16 protein-coding genes and 1 pseudogene are annotated in these 20,072 nt (G+C 52.4%); 3 read left to right on the top strand and 14 right to left on the bottom strand.

All coding sequences use genetic code 11. The features are described 5' to 3' along the window. Position 1: 1 nt before the first annotated feature. Complete coding sequence (locus tag DZE2538_RS03825; RefSeq protein ID WP_038915628.1) at positions 2-1,966, top strand: MacB family efflux pump subunit; 1,965 nt, start codon at positions 2-4, stop codon at positions 1,964-1,966. 4 nt (positions 1,967-1,970) lie between these two features. Here the strand turns inward: DZE2538_RS03825 and cysM are convergent, their stop codons facing one another. The 4 genes from cysM to DZE2538_RS03805 form a co-directional block, all read right to left on the bottom strand. Beyond that, complete coding sequence (gene cysM / locus DZE2538_RS03820) at positions 1,971-2,852, bottom strand: cysteine synthase CysM (protein WP_038915627.1); 882 nt, start codon at positions 2,850-2,852, stop codon at positions 1,971-1,973. Positions 2,853-2,942: 90 nt separating this feature from the next. Beyond that, positions 2,943-3,842, bottom strand: a complete 900-nt coding sequence (locus tag DZE2538_RS03815; RefSeq protein WP_023639005.1) for a Dyp-type peroxidase — start codon at positions 3,840-3,842, stop codon at positions 2,943-2,945. A gap of 233 nt (positions 3,843-4,075) precedes the next feature. Beyond that, on the bottom strand, positions 4,076-5,371 hold the full coding sequence (locus tag DZE2538_RS03810) for a cytosine permease (protein WP_023639004.1): 1,296 nt from the start codon (positions 5,369-5,371) through the stop codon (positions 4,076-4,078). Between the two features lie 14 nt (positions 5,372-5,385). Further along, entirely contained in the window at positions 5,386-6,066 is a 681-nt protein-coding gene (locus tag DZE2538_RS03805; RefSeq protein WP_019844445.1) for a helix-turn-helix transcriptional regulator, read from the bottom strand. 282 nt (positions 6,067-6,348) lie between these two features. On the opposite strand from DZE2538_RS03805, the gene DZE2538_RS20135 reads away from it, so the two are divergent. Then, a complete protein-coding gene (locus DZE2538_RS20135) occupies positions 6,349-6,633 on the top strand; it encodes a helix-turn-helix domain-containing protein (RefSeq protein WP_071603554.1) in 285 nt (94 codons plus the stop codon). Between the two features lie 146 nt (positions 6,634-6,779). Here the strand turns inward: DZE2538_RS20135 and fadK are convergent, their stop codons facing one another. The 5 genes from fadK to DZE2538_RS03780 form a co-directional block, all read right to left on the bottom strand. After that, complete coding sequence (gene fadK / locus DZE2538_RS03800; protein ID WP_038915626.1) at positions 6,780-8,462, bottom strand: medium-chain fatty-acid--CoA ligase; 1,683 nt, start codon at positions 8,460-8,462, stop codon at positions 6,780-6,782. 158 nt (positions 8,463-8,620) lie between these two features. After that, entirely contained in the window at positions 8,621-8,914 is a 294-nt protein-coding gene (locus tag DZE2538_RS03795; RefSeq protein WP_012883533.1) for a ferredoxin family protein, read from the bottom strand. Next, on the bottom strand, positions 8,911-10,200 hold the full coding sequence (locus DZE2538_RS03790; protein WP_038915625.1) for an FAD-dependent oxidoreductase: 1,290 nt from the start codon (positions 10,198-10,200) through the stop codon (positions 8,911-8,913). The genes DZE2538_RS03795 and DZE2538_RS03790 overlap by 4 nt, the downstream gene beginning before the upstream one ends. A gap of 48 nt (positions 10,201-10,248) precedes the next feature. After that, a complete protein-coding gene (locus DZE2538_RS03785) occupies positions 10,249-11,202 on the bottom strand; it encodes an electron transfer flavoprotein subunit alpha (protein ID WP_038915624.1) in 954 nt (317 codons plus the stop codon). Between the two features lie 22 nt (positions 11,203-11,224). After that, the gene (locus DZE2538_RS03780; RefSeq protein WP_023638997.1) at positions 11,225-11,989 is read right to left on the bottom strand and encodes an electron transfer flavoprotein; all 765 of its coding nucleotides are present in this window, start codon (positions 11,987-11,989) and stop codon (positions 11,225-11,227) included. A 787-nt stretch (positions 11,990-12,776) separates the two neighbouring features. Between DZE2538_RS03780 and DZE2538_RS03775 the strand changes: the two are divergent. After that, positions 12,777-13,689: pseudogene (locus DZE2538_RS03775) on the top strand (AraC family transcriptional regulator). A gap of 250 nt (positions 13,690-13,939) precedes the next feature. Here the strand turns inward: DZE2538_RS03775 and DZE2538_RS03770 are convergent. From DZE2538_RS03770 to DZE2538_RS03750, 5 genes are all read right to left on the bottom strand, one after another. Next, the gene (locus DZE2538_RS03770) at positions 13,940-15,091 is read right to left on the bottom strand and encodes an acyl-CoA dehydrogenase (protein ID WP_012883528.1); all 1,152 of its coding nucleotides are present in this window, start codon (positions 15,089-15,091) and stop codon (positions 13,940-13,942) included. A 17-nt stretch (positions 15,092-15,108) separates the two neighbouring features. Continuing rightward, complete coding sequence (locus tag DZE2538_RS03765) at positions 15,109-16,701, bottom strand: acyl CoA:acetate/3-ketoacid CoA transferase (RefSeq protein WP_019844452.1); 1,593 nt, start codon at positions 16,699-16,701, stop codon at positions 15,109-15,111. Between the two features lie 293 nt (positions 16,702-16,994). Then, positions 16,995-17,753 carry a type I 3-dehydroquinate dehydratase gene (gene aroD / locus DZE2538_RS03760; protein WP_038915623.1) on the bottom strand — a complete coding sequence of 253 codons (759 nt, stop codon included), beginning with the start codon at positions 17,751-17,753 and terminating at the stop codon, positions 16,995-16,997. Between the two features lie 98 nt (positions 17,754-17,851). Then, positions 17,852-18,718 (bottom strand): quinate/shikimate dehydrogenase, encoded by an 867-nt coding sequence (ydiB, locus tag DZE2538_RS03755; protein ID WP_023638994.1) that lies wholly within the window; start codon positions 18,716-18,718, stop codon positions 17,852-17,854. Between the two features lie 69 nt (positions 18,719-18,787). Then, positions 18,788-20,056 carry an MFS transporter gene (locus DZE2538_RS03750; protein WP_038913233.1) on the bottom strand — a complete coding sequence of 423 codons (1,269 nt, stop codon included), beginning with the start codon at positions 20,054-20,056 and terminating at the stop codon, positions 18,788-18,790. Positions 20,057-20,072: the final 16 nt, after the last annotated feature.

The following is a 20,072-nucleotide window of genomic DNA, read 5'->3' as shown; positions in this document are numbered from 1 at the left end:
CATGAGCACACCGCTGCTAATACTCCGTCAGGTTCACCGCCGCTTTACCCACGGCGAACTTGGCGTCGATGTACTGAAAAACATCAATTTGACGATTAACGCCGGTGAAATGGTGGCGATCGTCGGCGCATCCGGGTCTGGAAAATCCACGTTGATGAATATCCTCGGGTGTCTGGATAAACCCACCCAAGGGGACTATCAGGTCGCGGGAGTATCGACCCTGACGCGAAATGACGACCAGCTTGCCGCATTACGCCGCGAGCACTTTGGGTTCATCTTCCAACGTTATCACCTGCTAAATGATTTAAACGTCGGCGACAATGTAGAAATGCCAGCGGTCTATGCCGGTCAACCCCACCACGAACGCCGGGCGCGCGCCGCCGCCCTGCTGGCAAGACTGGGTCTGGCCGGGCGTTTGCAGGACACGCCCAACCAACTGTCAGGCGGTCAGCAACAACGTGTCAGTATCGCCCGGGCGCTTATCAACGGCGGTCAGGTGATTCTGGCTGATGAACCCACTGGCGCGCTCGACAGCGCCAGCGGCGAAGACGTCTTATCCATCCTGCGCGAGCTACATCAGCAAGGTCATACTATCGTGCTGGTGACGCACGACATACGCATCGCCCAACAGGCCGAGCGCATCATCGAGATTCACGACGGCGAAATCGTGGCCGACCACCACACCGCCGCCGCAGGAGTACGGCTCAGTCCGACTGCCCCTCCCCCCTCGCAACCGGGCAGAACACTGACCCGCAGGATGCTGACCCGAGAATATGATCGGTTACAGAATGCATTCAGAATGGCGTTACGCGCCATGAACGCACAGCGGATGCGTACTTTCCTGACGATGCTGGGGATCATCATCGGCATTGCCTCGGTCGTCTCGGTGGTCGCACTCGGCAAAGGGTCGCAACAACAGGTGCTGGAACACATCAATGCGATGGGGACCAGCACGCTGGAGATTTTTCCCGGCAAAGATTTTGGTGACATGCGCTCTGCCGCTATCCAAACGCTACGCAGTCACGATCTACCGCCACTGGAGCAACAGCCTTATATTCACAGCGTTACCCCCACGGTGTCGACCTCGGCCACATTGCGTTATGCCAATAACGCCGTCTCGGTCAGTGTTAATGGCGTAGGCGAGCAATTTTTCACGGTACGCGGCTATACCCTGTCACAAGGGCGTGGGTTTTCACCGCTCAGCGTCGAGCGCCTGACGCAAGAGGCGGTTATCGACCAGAATACCCGCGACACACTGTTCCCTCATGGTGAGAACCCACTGGGACAAGTGATTTTTCTCGACCAGTTGCCCTGTCGCATTATTGGTGTCGCCACCCGCAAACAGTCCGGCTTCGGCAGCGATGAAAACCTGAACATCTGGGTGCCTTATACTACCGTCATGCGCCGTATGGTCGGTCAGTCGTACCTGCGCAGCATTACCGTTCGGGTCAAAGACAACATTGATCTGAGTGTGGCACAACAAGGCATCACCCAAACCCTGACGCGTCAGCACGGCAGCAAAGACTTCTTCGTCATGAATACCGATACCATTCGCCAGACGATTCAGCAGACGACCGCCACCATGACGTTACTGGTATCGGCTATCGCGCTGATCTCACTGATTGTGGGTGGCATTGGTGTCATGAATATCATGCTGGTGTCTGTCACCGAGCGCACGCGGGAGATCGGTGTGCGCATGGCTGTCGGCGCACGCACCGGCGATATTATGCAGCAATTTCTAATCGAAGCAGTGCTGGTATGCCTGTGCGGCGGCGTGTTGGGTATGCTGCTGTCGGTACTGGCTGGCGCAATCGCCAGCCACGTCAGCGGTGTGACTTTCGTTTATTCAGCCACCGCCATGGTGGCGGCGTTTCTATGTTCCAGCCTGATTGGCGTGATTTTTGGCTTCTTCCCGGCCAGACGGGCGGCACGGCTGCAACCGATCCACGCGCTGGAGCGCGAGTAGCACGTCAGCCAAACACACCGGTCGATAAATAGCGATCGCCGCGATCGCACACCACGGTCACCACCAGACTGCCGGGGTGTTCGGCGGCGATACGCAACGCCCCGGCTACCGCCCCACCGGAGCTGACGCCGCAGAAAACGCCTTCCACCCGCGCCAGTTGCTGCATGGTGCTTTCCGCCTCCTGCTGCGACATATCCATAATTCGGTCAACTAACTGTGGCTGAAAGATGCCCGGCATGTAGTCCGGCGACCAGCGGCGGATCCCCGGAATCTGGCTGCCGTCTTGTGGTTGCAGGCCCACAGTGCAAACCGTATCGCTCTGGCTTTTCAGGTAACGGCTAACGCCGGTGATAGTCCCGGTGGTCCCCATGCAGGACACAAAATGGGTGAGTCGTCCTTGCGTTTGCTGCCAGATTTCCGGGCCGGTGGTGGTGAAATGCGCCAACGGATTATCCGGATTATTGAACTGATCGAGCAACGTTCCCTCGCCAGCCTGTGCCATTTGCCGGGCCAGGTCTCGTGCGCCCTCCATCCCCTGCTCACGGCTGACCAACAGTAGCTCCGCCCCGTAGGCACGCATCGCATCCTGACGTTCCCGGCTCATGTTTTCCGGCATCAGCAACCGCAGTCGGTAACCTTTCATCGCCGCCACCATCGCCAGCGCAATGCCGGTATTCCCGCTGGTCGCCTCAATCAACGTGTCTCCGGGGGCTATCTCACCCCGGCGTTCCGCCTGCTGAATCATCGACAACGCCGCCCTGTCTTTTACCGACCCGGCCGGGTTATTGCCCTCCAGCTTCAACCAGATTTCGCTGCCGGTATGCGCCGCCAGACGTTGTAATTTGATCAACGGCGTATTGCCGACGCAGTGTTCAAGCGTACTCACGTTCTCTCTCCGCACGACGCCAGGCGTCGCCAAAAAAACAGGCACCGCGATGCAGTGCCTGTTTGTCACTCGTAGCAAAACCGGATTCTGTTATAGCGATAGCAAACGATCAAGAGAAGGCGCGAAGAAGTAGCTACCGCTGACTGCGCGGGTAAAACGCAGCATCTCGTCACGTTTGCCGTCACGGTCGCCGAACATGCTCAACAGTTGCTGTTCAATATTGTGAAGACGGGCGCAGTACGCCGCGAAATACAAGCCGTGCTTACCGCTGGCGGTACCATAGGGCAGGCTCTGGCGCAGAATTTTCAACCCCTTGCCGTCTTCTTTCAGATCGACACGGCTCAGGTGTGAGGTTATCGGCCGCGCCTCGGACGACAATTCTTCATTGTCTTGCTTCGTGCGACCGATCATCTGTTCCTGCTGTTCGACGCTCATGCGGTTCAACTGGCGCAGGTTGTGTTCCCAGCGCTGGACAAACACATAGCTGCCGCCCTCGCCTGCCCGACCGTCCGGAACAATGGCGACATCGCGACGCGTATCGCCTTGCGGGTTCTCGGTACCATCAACAAAACCGCTCAGATCACGGTCTTCCACCCAACGGAAACCGTGGGTTTCTTCTTCGATGTTGATAGTGTTACCGAACGCGGCCAGCACTGCCTGCGCCAGTGAAAAATTGACGTCATGACGCAGCGACTGGATGTGAATCAGCATATCGCGCTGGGTCGCGGGAGCCAGCCCGTTACCCAACGGCGTGAAAGATTTTAGCTCCTGCGCGCTGTTATCGCAGTCCAGCTCACGCCAGACATCGTAGCCAAAAGCGATCACCGCGCCGAGCCCCGCGTCAGGAAAGCGCTGCTGTAACTCGGCCAGCGCCTGACAAAACTTCTTGCAACCCTGGCGGATGGCATCAAATTCGCCCTGTACCATAGCTTCCATGAAGATGGCAAAACGGCGATGCTCCAGCAAAATACCGCTTTGAATTTGTGTCATCTATTGCTTCCTCACTCGGTGCAGTTTCTTTTACGCCGACAAAACTATTACGCTGACAAAACTATGCCGGACGGCTATCTCAATGCTGCGTCAAAAAATACGAGGCGCGACCCGCACGCCCCAATCGGATTCACATCATATCAAACGATGTTGACGATAACAGGATAACCTTACCAATAAAGGTAGAAATCGCAGGTGACTGTTTTGCAAGGATGATCATCACAGACTAGCGATTACTCGGCGTAAATGGGTTTCGGTGCCGGGGCGACTACCTTGATAGCCCAATACACGACACTGGCTGCCAGCAGCGAGTTCAGGGCCGGAACACCCCATTCGGTGAACAACCCAACGGCGCTCCCCGCCAGACTGGCCATCATCGCCGCCCAGCCGATAGGTGGCGTACTGGCGGCATCCGGCAACTCACCACGTTGGCGGCTTTCGTCCAGCACGCTCCGACTGGTACGCAAAATATAGTAATCCACCAGCATGACACCAATTACCGGTGGGAAGAACACCCCCAGCAAGGTCAGGAAATCCACGAACCGGTCCAGGATACCGATCACCGACAGGAAGGTACCGATAAAACCTATCAGTAACGTGATGGATTTATAGCTCAGCTTTCTGCCAGTGATGCCCTCAACCGCATTCGCAATCCCCAGCGATGAGGAATACAAATTGATATCGTTGATGCGCAACGTGGAGAAAATGACGGTAATCAACCCGATACCGCCCGCAGTTTGCGACATGATGGTCACAATGTCGGCGGTATTCAGCGCTCGGGCAATCAGTATTGCCAGCCCGTTAACGATAAACTCGCCGATAATAATAGACAGCATGGTAATCCAGAACACATGCCGCCCACGACGGGAGTAACGGGTCATGTCGGGGGTGATCAGGCTCGCCACGATGCAACCACCGACTACCATGGTCGCCCCGGCGCTCACGGAGATGGCCTCGCCAGATACACCTTTTTGCAGCAGTTCGGTAATATTGTGGCCGGTGAGCGTCATAAACGAAATATAACCGACGACCATGATAAACAGCGGCACTGCAACTCTGGCGGTATACCGCAGCGCGCTAAAACCAAACGTGACCAGCAGCGTCAACGCGCAACCAGAAAGTGCGGCCGACCAGCCGAACCCCAGTCTGTCGCCCAATGCAAAATTGAGCGATTTGGCAAACACGGCGTTTTGCACACCAAACCAACCCAACAGGCTGACAGCGATAATAGCGCCGATAAATACCGCACCGATGCGGCCAAACCCACACCAGCGCGCCAGCAAACTCCCGGACAACCCTTCCTTCATGCCCGCGTAACCCAACCCCAACGTAACAACACCAAATATCGCACTGCCGATGGCAATAGCCAGAAACGCATCGCTGAGTGTCATCGAATGCCCCAGCACCGCCCCCAACATAAATTGATCCAGTGCGGTCAGCATCCCTATATGCACCAACGCCACATTGAAAAACGGCAGTCGAACAGACACGGGAACCCGGCTTACCGGGTAGTCATCAATATTTTCCATTACCGCAATCCTTGCTAGATAAATAGGATCCCTTTCGTCAACAAGGAGTGAGGTATAAAGCTTTCCAGACCTTGTTGATAGCAAAACTCTTCAAACTGATTAAACGAATGCACGCCAGCTTTTTGATACATACTTTGTATTCTGTTCTCGATAGTTCTATTGGACAGGTTGAACTGTTTCGCAATTTCTTTGCTGGAAAAGCGCCGCAAGACCAGGAAAAGCGTATCCAGCTCAGCACGGGTAAAAAGATCGGTGGTTATTTCGGTTTTCAGTACGGTTGGCTTACGCCGATCAATGTGAATCAGAGGCGATAGTGTGGTCATCGGCCGGGCATTCCATAAAATGCCCACACACTCTTTGGCTGGATTAAAGAGCGGGATTTTTTCACTAATGAATGGTGACAGTTCAGCCTTGCCAAACCAATAGTGGGTTTCAATAACGGTAACCCGCTCAGCGCGACTCTCCGTTCGACGGTCGTGCTCAATAAAATCGTCCGATAGTTCCGCCCAGGCTATCGGAAATTCTTCGTCGGATTTTCCCTCAATATCAAAATTCACCGGCGTATTTGTATAACTGTACGCCGACGTATTCATATACACATGGCGAGAAGCCAGATCCTTGATTCCCCACGGTTCACTCAAGCTATCCAGTAAGGGAATAAACGAGCGAAGATAATCCGCTGATGCATCTATCATAAAAAATATCTCGCACACAAATACATTTATTAAAAATATAATAACTAATTGGAATTAGTTTTATATGTAATTCTTTGATTGAAGGGGTTGAATAAAAATCCCAACACAGCCCAAATAAAACCACAAATTATTATCATCCTAATTAATCACCCATCATATAACACAAGATCTTGTAAGGTGTTTTTTTAATACAAGAGTATTTTTTACCTATACAATTATGTAATAGTAATCGCCCGTCACAAAAAATAGCAATCAGTCATAGCTACCGAGGATAGATATAAAATGCGCTCAAGGAGAACAGACTGGCATTCAGCCGATATTATTGCAGCCTTAAGAAAGAAGGGGACCTCGCTCTCTGCAGTATCCCGACAGGCAGGGTTAAGTTCTACGACGCTGGCAAATACGTTATATCGCCCGTGGCCTAAAGGGGAACTGTTGATCGCCAGGGCATTAGGTGTTGGCCCGGAAGAGATCTGGCCAAGTCGCTACTATGACCCGCAAACCAATACCTTAATTGACCGCCAAAAGCTGATGCGCAACAAATCCAGTCGACAAATTTCAGATTAATACACTATCGTCAGTTGAACACCGAGCAGGCTTATTCTCGTAAAACTCGATAATAAAACAACGCAGAATTAGCGTGACGTAAAAACCTAACCCGAAGGTGTTCCCCGGGTTAGGCATTCAAATTAAGGTAGACGTAAAGGGCAGCGTTATACGTGCAGGGTGGTACCTGAAATCGCAGGTTCCGCGGCACCGGCTTGCAACGCCGCCAGTCCCAAACGTTGGATGATGTCCTGTCGTAACAGATATTTCCTGATTTTCCCTGACGCAGTGCGGGGCAAGCGGTCAATCACCACCAGATGCTCAGGGTATTTATACTTGGCGACACGTTTGCGGCAAAAGAAAGCGATCACCTCTTCCAGCGTCAGCGTGTGGTAATTTTCTTTCAATACCACATAGGCACAGGTACGTTCACCCAGCCGCTCATCCGGCATGGCAACCACGCCCGCATCACGTACTCGCGGGTGTTGCAGCAGTATTTCCTCCACTTCCCGACTGCTGATGTTCTCACCGCCGCGCACGATGATGTCTTTCTTACGTCCGGTGATCTTGATGTACCCGGCCTCATCCATTCGGCATAGATCGCCGCTGTAATACCAACCGTCTTCATCCAGCACGCGTGCCGTCAGCTCCGGTTCGTCCAGATAGCCCATAAACACCTGCGGTCCGCGGGAGGCTTCCTCGCCTTCTTCACCGTAAGGCAGCGTCTGTCGGTACTTGTTAACGACCCGGATTTCCACGCCAGCGACGGCGGTACCGTCAGTGTTGACGACACGGGACAGCGGATCGCCCAGCTTAACCACTGCATGGGGCGAGCTTTCTGTCGCGCCATACACGCTCAGCAACTTGATGCCGGCCTGCAAGCAGTCGCGGGTGATTTTTTTCGGGATCGTGGTGCCACCACACAAGAAAAAGCGCAGCGACGATAGATCATAAGGATGCTGTTGTACGGTGCACAGCAGGTCATAGACAAACGGCGTTGCGCCCAGCACGCAGGTACAGCGCTCCCGCTCCAGCAGTGCGAGGCAGTGCACCGGGTTGAAAATGTCCAACAGCACGCTGCGCCCCCCGATCAGAAACGGCAAGGTGACACCGTGCAGAAAACCGGTGGCATGCGCCAGCGGCGCTGGCATCAGGATGGTGTCCAGCCAGTTCAAATTAAGAGTAGCGGCGTAAGCACGTTCGCTAGCGAGAATATTGTTGTGGGTCAGCATCACCCCTTTGGGCACCCCTTCGGTACCAGAGGTGAACAATACGGCGGCCAGCTCGTCACCGTTTACGCTGACCGGTTGCACCAGCGGTGGATAGTCCTGCAACAGTTGGCTAAGCGCAGGCGTCGAGGTCGCGGGTGCCAGCTTGTCTACCGCCACCAGATATTGCAGGTGCGGAAGCTGCGCACGCAAGGGGATCACCATATCCAGCGGGCTGCTGTTTTTGAACCGGGTCGGCACGAACAACACCCGCGCCTGGCTTTTGTTGAGAGTCCAGATCAACTCGGTTTCACGGTAGGCTGGCAGCAGCGGGACCGATACCGCGCCGACTTTCAGGCAGGCCAGATAAATCAGCGTGAATTCGCTCCAACCGGGAAGTTGGAACGCCACCCTATCGCCCGGCTTAATACCGCATGCCAGCAGATAGGACGCCAGACTCCCGGCTGCACTGTCCAGTTCGGCGTAGGTATAGGCGGTTCCCTGATTGTCGATTACCGCGACCTTGTCAGACGCGGCCTTCGCCGCCTGATGCCAGTAATCGCCAAGCGACGCATCCCCCCAGTAACCCATCCGCCGATAAAACTCTCGGCGTTCGGCGTTAAATTTTATTGTGACCGTCATTGTGTTGTCTCTGTTATACACAGCAGAACGCTCGCACGATACCGTGTCGTTCATCACCAATAGCCGACACATTGAACCGTCTCAACAGGCGGGAACATCGCTGTCGGCGTATGCCCGTACCCACCGCCGGAGCCGATAGCCCCGGCAGGTCGCATCACTCAACCGAAGCGAAACTCGATACCGAACGTCCCCTGGGGATATTCCCATTTTTCCAGGATCGTATCGCCGCACAGGATCCGGCAAGTACCGCACTCCAGGCAGCCCGCGTAATCAAAGTGGATATTGCCTTCGCTATCTTGTTTGTAGAGCCCCGCCGGGCAGGCTTTCACCAATTTGTTAAACTGCTCTTGCGCCGGTTTATCCATCAGCACGATATGCGGATTCCCTTCGTCCACATGGAACTTGTTGATGCCCAGTTTGACGTCAACATTGACGCTATTTTCGTTGCTCATAGCGCAGTCGCTCCCTTGATGCCATCTTTCAACAGATTCATCAGCCCTACCTTTTTAGCGCGACCCATGATTTTCGATCGCATGGATTGGCTGGGGCTGCCATCGATAATAAACATGTCGCTCATGATGCCGGCGACCATCTGCGGGTACTGGGTAAACATGCGAGGGTTTTCCATCATCGCTGGCAGTTTGCGATAGCGCTGCATGTCTTGCAGCACAAAGCTCTGTTCCAGTTTTTTCCGGTATCCGGCCAGGCCAGCGGCGGAAAAGTCCTGCGTACTCTTCGCGTCGATGGCGGTCTGCGCGGCAGCCTCCGCCGAGGCGATAGCCAGATCCATCCCCCGTACGGTAAAGCCCAGATTGAGGCACAGCCCCGCCGCATCGCCGACGATCATCACGCCATCGCTCACCAATGTCGGTACCATCTCCAGCCCGCCTTCCGGTACGACGTGGGCGGAATACTCCTGTAATGTGCCGCCCTGAATCAGCGGGCGAATAGTCGGGTGCTGCTTAAAGTCTTCCAGCATCTGCGGCACGCTCTTGGTGGCATGCGCGATATCGCCAAGACCGCAGACCAGCCCCAATGAAATCGTATCCCGGTTGGTGTAAAGAAAACCGCCGCCCATCAGGCCGTTTGACGGCATGCCAGCGAATAGCCAGGCGGCCCCTTCACCGGCAGCCAGATTAAAACGGTCTTCGATCACCGAGGAAGGCAGTGCGATCAGCTCTTTAACGCCGACAGCATAATGATGCGGTGATGACGACTGCACCATGCCGATAGAGCGGCCCAGCAGCGAATTGACACCTTCGGCCAGAATCACGATGTTGGCCTCCAGTACGTCATCACCCGCCTGTACGCCGACCACCCGATTGCCTTCACGTACCAGTGAATCGACACGCACGCCGGGAATAAACTGTGCGCCCGCTTCTTCCGCTTTTTCCATCAGCCAGGGGTCAAACAGATTGCGCAAGACGGTGTAGGAAGCCTTCGACGCAATATCCGGCTGCTCGCTGTGGTAATCCATCGTGACGGCGCTGTCTTCGGTGAGAAAAGAGATCTTTTCCCGGGTCACCTTGCGCTCGACAGGCGCTTGCTGCGCGAAACCCGGTATGATTTTTTCCAGGCTGTGTGCGTAAAGGCGCCCGCCGGTCATATTCTTGCTGCCCGCGGTGTTGCCGCGCTCAACCACCAGCACGTCCAGCCCGGCTTTCGCCATCACATATCCAGCCACACAACCGGCCACGCCGGCACCGACCACGATGGCATCAAATTTTTCTTCCGACATTGCTTCGGCTCCCTAATCCCGCCACCCAACGTGGCGGGATATACGTCATTAACGAGTCAACCGCTCAATCAAGGTGGGGATGACTTTGTAGATGTCCCCAACCAGACCGTAGTCGGCGTATTTGAAAACCGGCGCATTTTTATCTTTGTTGATGGCGACAATGGTTTTCGCACCGTTACCGCCCACCATATGTTGGATCTGGCCAGAAATACCCAGCATCAGATAAAGATCCGATTTCAGCAGCACACCGGAAACGCCGATGTAGCGTTCACGTTCCATCCAGTGTTCGCCTTCAGCAATCGGGCGGGAACAACCGACTTCCGCGCCGATCGCTGCGGCCAGACCTTGCACCATGAGCAGATCGTCCTGAGACGCCAGACCACGGCCAACACCGATGACACGCTTAGCTTTACTCAGGTCGACACTACTCAGGGATTTGGCACGACGTTCCTTGCACAGGATTTCCTGACGCGGGGCAACATAGCTGGCCTGATAGACCGGGCAGTCGTGTGTCGGATTAATGGCAGCAGGCTCTACCGCGCCGGGTGCCAGTGTGACGATGGCGATCGCGGTGTTGATCTTCTCACGGCCAAAGGCCAGACCACCGTACATGCGGTGTTCAGCAAACACGCCGTCATCGCTGACGCTCAGGGTGGTAACGTCGTTGACCACGGCAGCATTGAGCAGAATGCTGAGGCGTGCGGCCAACGCTTTGCCGCGTTTGGTGGAAGACAACAGGATCAGCGACGCGGTGCGGGTACTATCCGCCGGTTTTTCCACGATGGAGGCCAGTGTTTCAGCATAGTTTTCAATACGTTGATTTTCCGCATTCATGCCCAGCACGTAGAGCGCATCTGCACCCAACGGTTTAACCGCAGGTACGATACCGTCATGCTGGACCAACGCGTCGACGCGTTCGCCCCACTGACGTGCGCCAGCCATCAAGTCGGCATAACGATCGGTGTTGTCGCTGAACACCCATACATTGGCTAATTTACTCATGGTGATTTTTCTCCGTCCCGGGTTAGTTCAGCACTTTCTTCAGATGTTCAGCCAGTTCAGCCACGGCTTCCGGCGAATCGCTTTCAATGATGATATGTTTGCGTTCAGCCTGAGGCGGTACATGGATGGCGGCCAGTTCAGTAAAGGGGGCACCCGGTGTCCACTCGATATCACCGGCTTTCCACTGCGTAACCGGTTTTTTCCCAGCGCCAAGAATGGCTTTCATGGAGGGGATGCGAGGCACATTGATATCGGACGTCACGCACAGCACCGCTGGCAGCGTCAGTTCCAGCACCTCGACGTCTTCTTCCAGCGTGCGCTCAACGATAACGCGGTTACCTTCCAGTTGGATGCGGCTGACCGCGTTGATGGTCGGAACCTGTAGCAGTTCCCCGGCCAGCAGCCCTACCTGCTGAGCGTACAGATCGCCGGAGCCTTCGCCGAACAGCATCAGGTCGAAGCCGATTTTGCCCGCAGCAGCAGCAATCGCCTGTGCGGTGTCCTTTGGCTGCGCATTTTCCAACTGCGCGTCCTGAACCAGGAAAAGCTCATGTGGGCCACGCGACAGCACGTCCTTGCGCACCTTGGAGTTGTCCAGATATTTGCCGCCCACGCAGAGCGCTGCGACCTGGCCGTCGTCATCCACCAGTTGGGTTGCCGCTTCAATAGCGTTGAGATCAAACTGACTGATTTTGGCGTCAGCGCGATCGAAATTGAGTGTCCTCTCTGCGGTAACCACAATGTCTTGCTCTTCGGGTACCAGCTTGAAGCAGGTTATAATTTTCATGGTATCTCCTATCGTCAATCACGAGTATTTGGGTTGGCGGTGAAGGCGTCCGTACCTGAATGACGACAAGCCAGTGGGCAGACGGAACAATTCAGACAGATGCCGGTCGCCGGCAATAAGAAAAATGGAGAGACGCTTGATTGACTCATGTTTTTCTCCGGTTAAGACTCTCTATAAACGCCACGGCCCCCAACGTCAGAGGGGGAATACAGCCAGGCACAGGAACAATCATTTATCTAAAACGAATATACCGGCTGATATATTGATGCTGATATATTGCTGCCGCAGCAGATAAAATACGACATGATAATATGTTTTAGTTACCAACTATCTTGCAGAAAAAAACGTTAACATCAATCCAGTGTTAATTAATTGTTTTCTGTTTATCTCTACTCTGGAGGGGATAAAGCAAACATCGTGTTATGTCACAATCGCCACAAGAGGTAAAACCTCGATAACACGCTGTGACTGCCATCATATTTACTTCTATACATTCTATTTTTCCATGATATTTTTAATTCAAAATAAACATCACATTGTATTATGAATGCCGTATCTCCGCGCTGTACTCTCCTCACCATCCATTCCATAGTTTTTATGCATAATTCTATAGATTTTATTAATAAAAAGCAGAATTATCCATTATTTGCACCAGCGCACAATCTTGCATGACATACAAACAATCTTGTTTGGGGCTTAGTTATTTCGTGTTATATACTGTCTTCACTTACTCGATTGAACCATCCAGTTATTGATTTGCACCTTACGGCTAACCGGGGAGGTCATTATGTATCAGTACAGATTTGATAATAAAATGGATGCCATTTTTGAAAACGGATTGACGCCCAAACTCTCCCGCTATGTTATTAGCGACGATCCCAACTGGGAATCGGGTCATCATGTCCATGAAACAGAAACCGAACTGATATATGTCAAAAAAAGGTGTCGTCAATCTCACAATAGACTCCTCCAGCTACGTTGCCCACGCCGGCGACATCATCGTGATAGAACGCGGCAGCCTGCATACGGTGGCATCCGACGCCACATCCCCTGCCACCACCTGTACCTGTGCTGTTTACGGATTTAAAATTAATGGGCTGGAAGAAGGCAGACTCATGCAGCCGCACTCATGCCCTGTCGTCTCCATGGTCAAGAATAAAGACGTTATCAAAAGCATCCTCCAGGAAATCAGCCTGCTGCTACCACGCCAGAACAATCATGCGTCGTCGCTGGTCTATGATGCGTTCAGTTACGCCTTGACTGTTCTTTATTATGAAAATTTCAAAAATGCCAGCCGGTCCGAGCTGGGATATATGAAAAAAGACGTTCTGGTAAAAGATATTCTTTTTTATCTCAACAACCATTATCGGGAAAAGATCACGCTGGAACAGCTGGCTAAAAAATTCCGCGCCAGCGTCAGCTATGTTTGCCACGAATTCACCAAAGAATATCGAATATCCCCGATCAATTACGTCATTAAACGTCGAATTACCGAAGCAAAATTTTCATTAACCAACACCGACCTCTGCCTGAATGAAATATCACTTAAAGTCGGGTACGATAACGTTGATCATTTCACAAAACTATTTATTCGACATGTAGGCTGTTCACCGTCAGACTATCGAAAACAGTTTAAAAACGACCTCAACAGATTGGAATACATGCCCCAGTTTGACGGTAGTGAGGAAGTACTGATTTGATGCTAAATTGACCGTACCCTGACATAATTATGTTTGGGCATATTTATTGATAACAGTTCCTCATCCTCTTCAAAAAAATATATTGTCCATGTGCCAGTAACTAAATAGCATCCCCGGAAACATGATGAAGCAGTGACCGGGGAGAATGACGCACGTATAAAAATGCATGACTCAACAGAGTAATATTGATGTGGTCAACATCCGTCTACATGACGGTTCACCCATAACGGGTGAACCGCACTGAGGATTATTACTTGTCCTGGTAATCTTTCAGGATCTGACGACCGGCAATATAAATCATGATTTCGTCAGTGCCGCCGCCGATACGTTCGCAACGCACATCGCGCCAGAAGCGGGAAACGCGCGCATCGTCGGTGTAGCCCAGGCCGCCCATAATCTGTATCGCATCATCAATGACTTCCAGAGCAGTACGCGCACAGTACAACTTACACAGCGCCGCGCTGGTACGCAGCGACTGGTGCATATCCGCCTGCCAGGCCACCTTCATCACCATATTGCGCATGTTTTCGATTTTGATAGCCATCAGCGCCAGTTTTTCCTGGATCATCTGGTTATGGCCGATAGGCTTGCCGAACGCAATGCGCTGGTTGGCGTATCTGGCTGCATCCTCAAACGCGCACTCGGCAAAGCCAGTGCTACGAGCGGCGTTAATCAGGCGTTCCATTTCGAAGTTGTACATTACGTTTAGGAAACCCATGCCTTCTTCACCGACCATATCGCTTTCATCCACCTCGACATTGTCCAGATAGACTTCGCAGGTACTCAGCATATGCCAGCCGATTTTATGCAGCGGGTTGATCTTGATACCCGGCTTGTTCGATTCCACCCACCACAGGCTAAAGGCTTTCTTCGGATCCTTCGGTTCCGGATCGCGCGCCAGTACCAGCATGTAAGGGTATTCTTTCGCCCCGGTGATAAAGGTTTTCTGACCGTTCAGATACACTTTGCCGTTCTTGCGCGTATAAGACGTGCTGGCACTACTGTTGTCTGAACCGGCACCGGGTTCGGTCAGCGCCAGCGCGTAAGCCGGGTCACCGGTCGCCAGCGTGCTCTCAGCCGTTTTACGCAACTGCTCCGCCGAACCAAAACGACGCATACTGTGAATGCATTGCCCGTTGGTGATAAGGAACGCCGGCGCACCGCATTTCGCCACTTCCATCAGCGCCAGCATCTGGGTGACATAGTCGGCGGGAATGCCGTTATATTCTTCCGGCACACCCAACAGGGAAATACCGTTGTCAGACAACGCTTTCATGAACTCTTTGGGATAAGTCCCGGTCTGATCGCATGTTCTGAAATATTCTTCCGGGAAATTATTGGTAATTAACTCCCGAATACTGGCAAGCAAGAGTTCTTGCTCTTCGGTTAAAGCAAAGTTCATCTTCTTTACTCCTATTATTAATCTGCTTCAGGCAAGACAAATCCCATGACGTTGTCGTGAAACATTCTTTCATCCATCAATTTCAGATCGCTGGAAATAACTGGCGTGAAGTCCATCTGGGCCAAAATATCTTTTTCCAGATCGACACCGGGTGCGATTTCGACCAAATGCAAACCATCATCTTTCAACGTAAATACCGCACGCTCGGTGATATAACGGACATCGAGACCACGCTCCAGCGCCGTTTTTCCGCTGAAGGTAATTTCCGGTATTTCTTTAATGAATTTTTTAACTTTCCCTTCCTGGGTAATGCTCAGCTTGCCATCCCCCACGACGGTTTTCAGGCTGCCCGCGGTCAGCGTGCCGCAGAAAATGATTTTCTTCGACGTGGCGCTGATATCGATAAACCCGCCAGTCCCCATGATCTTACCGTTGAATTTGTGCACACCGACGTTGCCGTGCTGATCGATTTCGGCAAAACTCAGGTAGCACACGTCCAGACCGCCGCCATGGTAGAAGTCGAACTGGGTCGTCATATCCAAAATGGCGCGCGTGTTCACATTGGCACCAAACGCCACCCCCTGAGTGGTGATGCCGCCCACCGGGCCGGTTTCCACCGTCAGCACAAAATCGTCGGCGCATCCCTCTTCACGCGCCACCAGACCGATACCATCGGCAATCCCAACGCCTACGTTACCCACCGCGCCTTTGCGCATTTCGAACAGTGCGCGACGGGCAACCAGTTTGCGCTGGTTGAGTGGAATCTCCATCCTGGTACTGTCATCCAGCGTGAAGTCACCGGAAATAAAGCGGTTGACCGGCGCGCCGCCATAGAGCTGGGTCTGATTCGAATCGACGACTACAATATCCACCAGATAGCCCGGAATCCTGACCGATTTAGGGTGCAGCGTGGCTTTCTTCACCATCTTCTGAACCTGCATCATCACGATGCCGCCGTTGTTGTGAACGGCCTGTGCGATCACCAGCGCATCCAGATACATCACTTCGTCTTCAAACGAGGCATAGCCTTCGCTGTCACAGGTGGTGGCGCGGATAAACGCGATGTTCGGCGCTATCGCCTTGTAATACAGGTATTCCTGGTTATCGATTTCAACCAGTTTGATCAGCGCTTCGTTGGTGACTTCATTGAGCTTCCCGCCCTGCTGACGCGGGTCGACAAAGGTGCCGATACCGATATTACTCAGGATGCCGGGCTGATGCGCTGCCGCGGCACGCAGAGTCTGGGTCAGCACCCCTTGCGGATAGTTATAGGCAACGATCTTGTTCTGCTCGGCCAGATCGGCAATACGCGGCGACTGCCCCCAATGACCGCACAGCGCCCATTTCACCAAACCTTCCTGAGCCAGTGGGCTGATGCCGCGCTCAGCGCGATCCCCCAACCCTGTTGGGCTGATGAGCGACAGGTTACGCGGTGACTGCGTCGCTTTATATCTTTCGGATAACGCAGTAATTAATGTTGTGGCTTCAAGGATGCCGCCACCAGCACCTAATACGCAAAGCGTGGCTTCATCCGGAATATAGTTAACAGCGTCTTCGGCAGATAATACCGGGACTCTGCCATCGACTCTTTTCGGTTTTTCCAGCTTCATAGCTACTCCTGACTCAGGCCGAATTGAATTATTTTTCTGTTCAAAAATGAAATACGCTGCAGCGGCATTAAATAACCTTCATTTACTGTTATTTAAACGTAATGAATACACATTCATTTTTGAATGAAAATATTTTTACCGTTACACTTATCGCAATTAACGCTATCAATCCTGCTTATTGATAATATGTGGACATTCGAGCCATAGCATTCATGCTATTTCTCTTGTTAGTCATGCTATTTGATATTTATCTTATTCAGGTTCCCCCGAATAGATACGCCAATGCCTGTCAATTAGGCTTCATGCAAAATTCTCAGCACGTCTCTCAAATCCTTGATGGCTATCTGACCGGGTGCGGACGCTTTTTTCAGCGCCCCGAACGTTGCCGCCGACCCGAAGACCTCCCCCGCCAGACGTGAAATCACCCCGGCTTTCGACATCGACATGGTGATGATCGGACGATCCGCATATTTCTCGGACATTTCCTGCGCAGCCAACAGCAACGTCAGCACGTCGTTCTTGTTTTGTGGCATCAATGCAATCTTGGGAATATCCGCACCCAGCTCCTGCATTTTGCACAGGCGTTTGATTATCTCTTCCTTCGGTGGCGTTTTGTGGAAATCATGGTTGGACATCACTACCTTGACGCCTTTGGCATGCGCGTGAGCGATGGTGTCACTCACCAGTTGGTCACCGGTAAATAGCTCCAGATCGATCATGTCCACCAGGCCGCTGTCGATCATCTTCTTGTTCAGCGCGATATAAGCCTGCGGGGCAATCTCTTTCTCACCCCCTTCTTTGGCGGTACGGAACGTAAAGAGAATCGGTTTCTCACGAATGATGGTACGCAGCTTGTACGCGGCATCCAGCACGCTGTCGATGTTATCCACGTGATTAAAGTGGTCGATGCGCCATTCCAGGATATCGAAGTCAAAATCCCGGTAGTAATGCGCCTCCGATTCCACGGAAGACACCTCTTTCCCCATCAACGATACGATGATTTTGGGGGTGCCTTCCCCTATCACCAGATTCTTCACAGTTACGGTTTTCATGTTGTTCCCTTAAAATTGATACCCTGACCGGAACCGCCTGAGCGAATAGCGAGCTTCAGGCGGCCCACCGTTGGGCAACTAACAGCCGACGCGGACCATCAGGCGCCAAACCCCATCGCTTTTTTAATGTATTCCAACGGGAAGTCTTTTCCGGTCCAGAGTTTGAACTGCTCTGCACCCTGCCACAGCAACATGCCATAACCATCAATGGTCTTGCAGCCAGCTTCCATCGCCATCTGCAACAATTTGGTGATATGCGGGTTATATACGCATTCGGTAACCAACAAGCCTGGGCGCAACAAGGATTTATCCGTAACGATGCTCTCGTTTTCCAGCGGTTTCATCCCAAGCTTAGTGCCGTTGGTCAGGATATCGGCGGTAGCGATAGCATCAGCGAACGCCTGTTGATCATCCAGATCGTGCACGGTAACAATGCAGTCGGTGTTGTCGTTCACGCGTTTGGCAAAGGCAAGCGCCTTTTCGTAAAACTCATCACGACGATTGAACAGCTTGATGGCCTTGATGCCTTCGATAGCCGCCTGAGCACCGATCGCGGTCGACGCGCCGCCAGCGCCTACCAGCACCATCGTTTTACCTTTTATATCAAAGCCACTTTCCTTGATGGCGCGGATATGCCCGGTACCGTCGGTGTTATACCCTTTGAGGTAACCATCATCGTTGACGATGGTATTTATCGCGCCGACCAGTTTGGCTGCTGGCGTCAATTCATCCACATAATCGCAGGCCAGCTGTTTATTGGGCATGGACACACCAGTACCACGCATTTTTAGCGCTTTAAGCCCTGCTATCGCCTGAGGGAAGGTGGTGTTATCCACCTCAAAAGCCATATAGGTATAAGGTAACCCAACTTCTTCCAGCGCTTTATTCTGCATTTCAGGCGAAAGACTATGTCTGATCGGGTAAGCCATCAAACCGATCAATTCATATTTTGCAGTAACATCCATTATAAACTCCTTACGCTATGAATATATTCTTGCCACCTGCGCCATTATTATGATGACGCGAAATTCTGCTTATGAATGCGACGGTCTATTACTGGCATTTTTCATCGAAAATAGGCTCTCACCCATACGCACATCGTTTTCAGGAATATTGAAAACCTTGTAATAACGAACGAAAACAATTAATGCGGCGAGCAGCGATAATGCAGCAAAACCAATATCCAGCAGAATGATGTATTTCAATTCAACTTTGGATAAATAACCGGTGATAATGGGAATCACGAAATTAGCCAGGCCGCCCATCAACATATAAAGACTGGTGACTTTTGCTTTGCTTTTCGGGAAGAACTCAGACATCACAGAAACGCCCAGTTGCAATAATCCACCGGCAGCAGAGAAACCGATAATAAATGCACCGACGTTACAAACCAGCGCTGACGGGTACAGATAAATCACCGTGCTGGCCACCACCGCCAATGCTGAGTTGAACACGTTGGCCCAGACTGGACGAACCATGCTTTTCAACAACAGAGCGAAGACGAATACACAGACTAACGAGCCCATGCTGTAATAAGAAATGGTCTTCAAGGCGTCGGTTTCCGCCATACCGGCATAGGCTACGGCATATTTCGGCATCCAGACCACGATAACGTAAAAGGTGGAGAAGATGGCGACGCCGAATACGATGGAGGCCGCGCCTTCCAGCCAGGCCAGCGGCTTCTGATTCATCTGCGGCAAATCTTTGATGGCATTGGCATCCACCATCTGGCTTGGGAATTTACTTCTTACTATCAGCAGCGATACCAGCAGGAACGCGATCCCTGGCAGGACAATGCCGTAGCCGTACCAGATATTGCTGGTGATCAGGTAGCCGACCAACACCGGATAGAACATTTGTCCGAAAGAAATCATTGCCTTGAGCAGAATGACAGCTGAGCCGGACGTTTTGGGATAAGCCTCCATCAATGCCGGATAGGCACCGGTATCCAACGCGGCGTTGGCTACCCCCACGCAGACAGCGAGAATAAAAGCAACGATCAGATTCGGGCTGGAAGGAATACCGAAGAAGAACAGTAAATACAGCACCACCCCGATAAGAATCGACACGCGGCGACCGAACTTATCGGAAATCACCCCGAAAAACAAAATACTGACCAATCTTCCCAGACCAATGCCTGAAATAAGATAGGCAATTCCCGCATTGTCAGTGCCGAATTTTGTCGCCAGACTCGTCATATTCTGCGCCAGGGTGATGACGCTGATACCATGAAGAAAATAGCTTAGATAGATGCCGATAACAGCTAATAAAAATGGCGAATTGAAGGCCTTGCTCTGGCTCATACTTCTCTCCGTTTAT

The organism is Dickeya zeae NCPPB 2538 (assembly GCF_000406165.1).
Lineage (GTDB): Bacteria > Pseudomonadota > Gammaproteobacteria > Enterobacterales > Enterobacteriaceae > Dickeya > Dickeya zeae.
The sequence above is the reverse complement of the archived record's forward strand: the minus strand, read 5'-3'. Positions and strand labels throughout refer to the sequence as shown.

Bases quoted from the DNA above. Each gene is read 5' to 3' on its own strand.
- DZE2538_RS03825 (WP_038915628.1), top strand. From the start codon at position 2: ATGAGCACACCGCTGCTAATACTCCGTCAGGTTCACCGCCGCTTTACC.
- DZE2538_RS03815 (WP_023639005.1), bottom strand. From the start codon at position 3,842: ATGACACAAATTCAAAGCGGTATTTTGCTGGAGCATCGCCGTTTTGCC.
- DZE2538_RS03810 (WP_023639004.1), bottom strand. From the start codon at position 5,371: ATGGAAAATATTGATGACTACCCGGTAAGCCGGGTTCCCGTGTCTGTT.
- DZE2538_RS03805 (WP_019844445.1), bottom strand. From the start codon at position 6,066: ATGATAGATGCATCAGCGGATTATCTTCGCTCGTTTATTCCCTTACTG.
- DZE2538_RS20135 (WP_071603554.1), top strand. From the start codon at position 6,349: ATGCGCTCAAGGAGAACAGACTGGCATTCAGCCGATATTATTGCAGCC.
- fadK (WP_038915626.1), bottom strand. From the start codon at position 8,462: ATGACGGTCACAATAAAATTTAACGCCGAACGCCGAGAGTTTTATCGG.
- DZE2538_RS03795 (WP_012883533.1), bottom strand. From the start codon at position 8,914: ATGAGCAACGAAAATAGCGTCAATGTTGACGTCAAACTGGGCATCAAC.
- DZE2538_RS03790 (WP_038915625.1), bottom strand. From the start codon at position 10,200: ATGTCGGAAGAAAAATTTGATGCCATCGTGGTCGGTGCCGGCGTGGCC.
- DZE2538_RS03785 (WP_038915624.1), bottom strand. From the start codon at position 11,202: ATGAGTAAATTAGCCAATGTATGGGTGTTCAGCGACAACACCGATCGT.
- DZE2538_RS03780 (WP_023638997.1), bottom strand. From the start codon at position 11,989: ATGAAAATTATAACCTGCTTCAAGCTGGTACCCGAAGAGCAAGACATT.
- DZE2538_RS03770 (WP_012883528.1), bottom strand. From the start codon at position 15,091: ATGAACTTTGCTTTAACCGAAGAGCAAGAACTCTTGCTTGCCAGTATT.
- DZE2538_RS03765 (WP_019844452.1), bottom strand. From the start codon at position 16,701: ATGAAGCTGGAAAAACCGAAAAGAGTCGATGGCAGAGTCCCGGTATTA.
- aroD (WP_038915623.1), bottom strand. From the start codon at position 17,753: ATGAAAACCGTAACTGTGAAGAATCTGGTGATAGGGGAAGGCACCCCC.
- ydiB (WP_023638994.1), bottom strand. From the start codon at position 18,718: ATGGATGTTACTGCAAAATATGAATTGATCGGTTTGATGGCTTACCCG.
- DZE2538_RS03750 (WP_038913233.1), bottom strand. From the start codon at position 20,056: ATGAGCCAGAGCAAGGCCTTCAATTCGCCATTTTTATTAGCTGTTATC.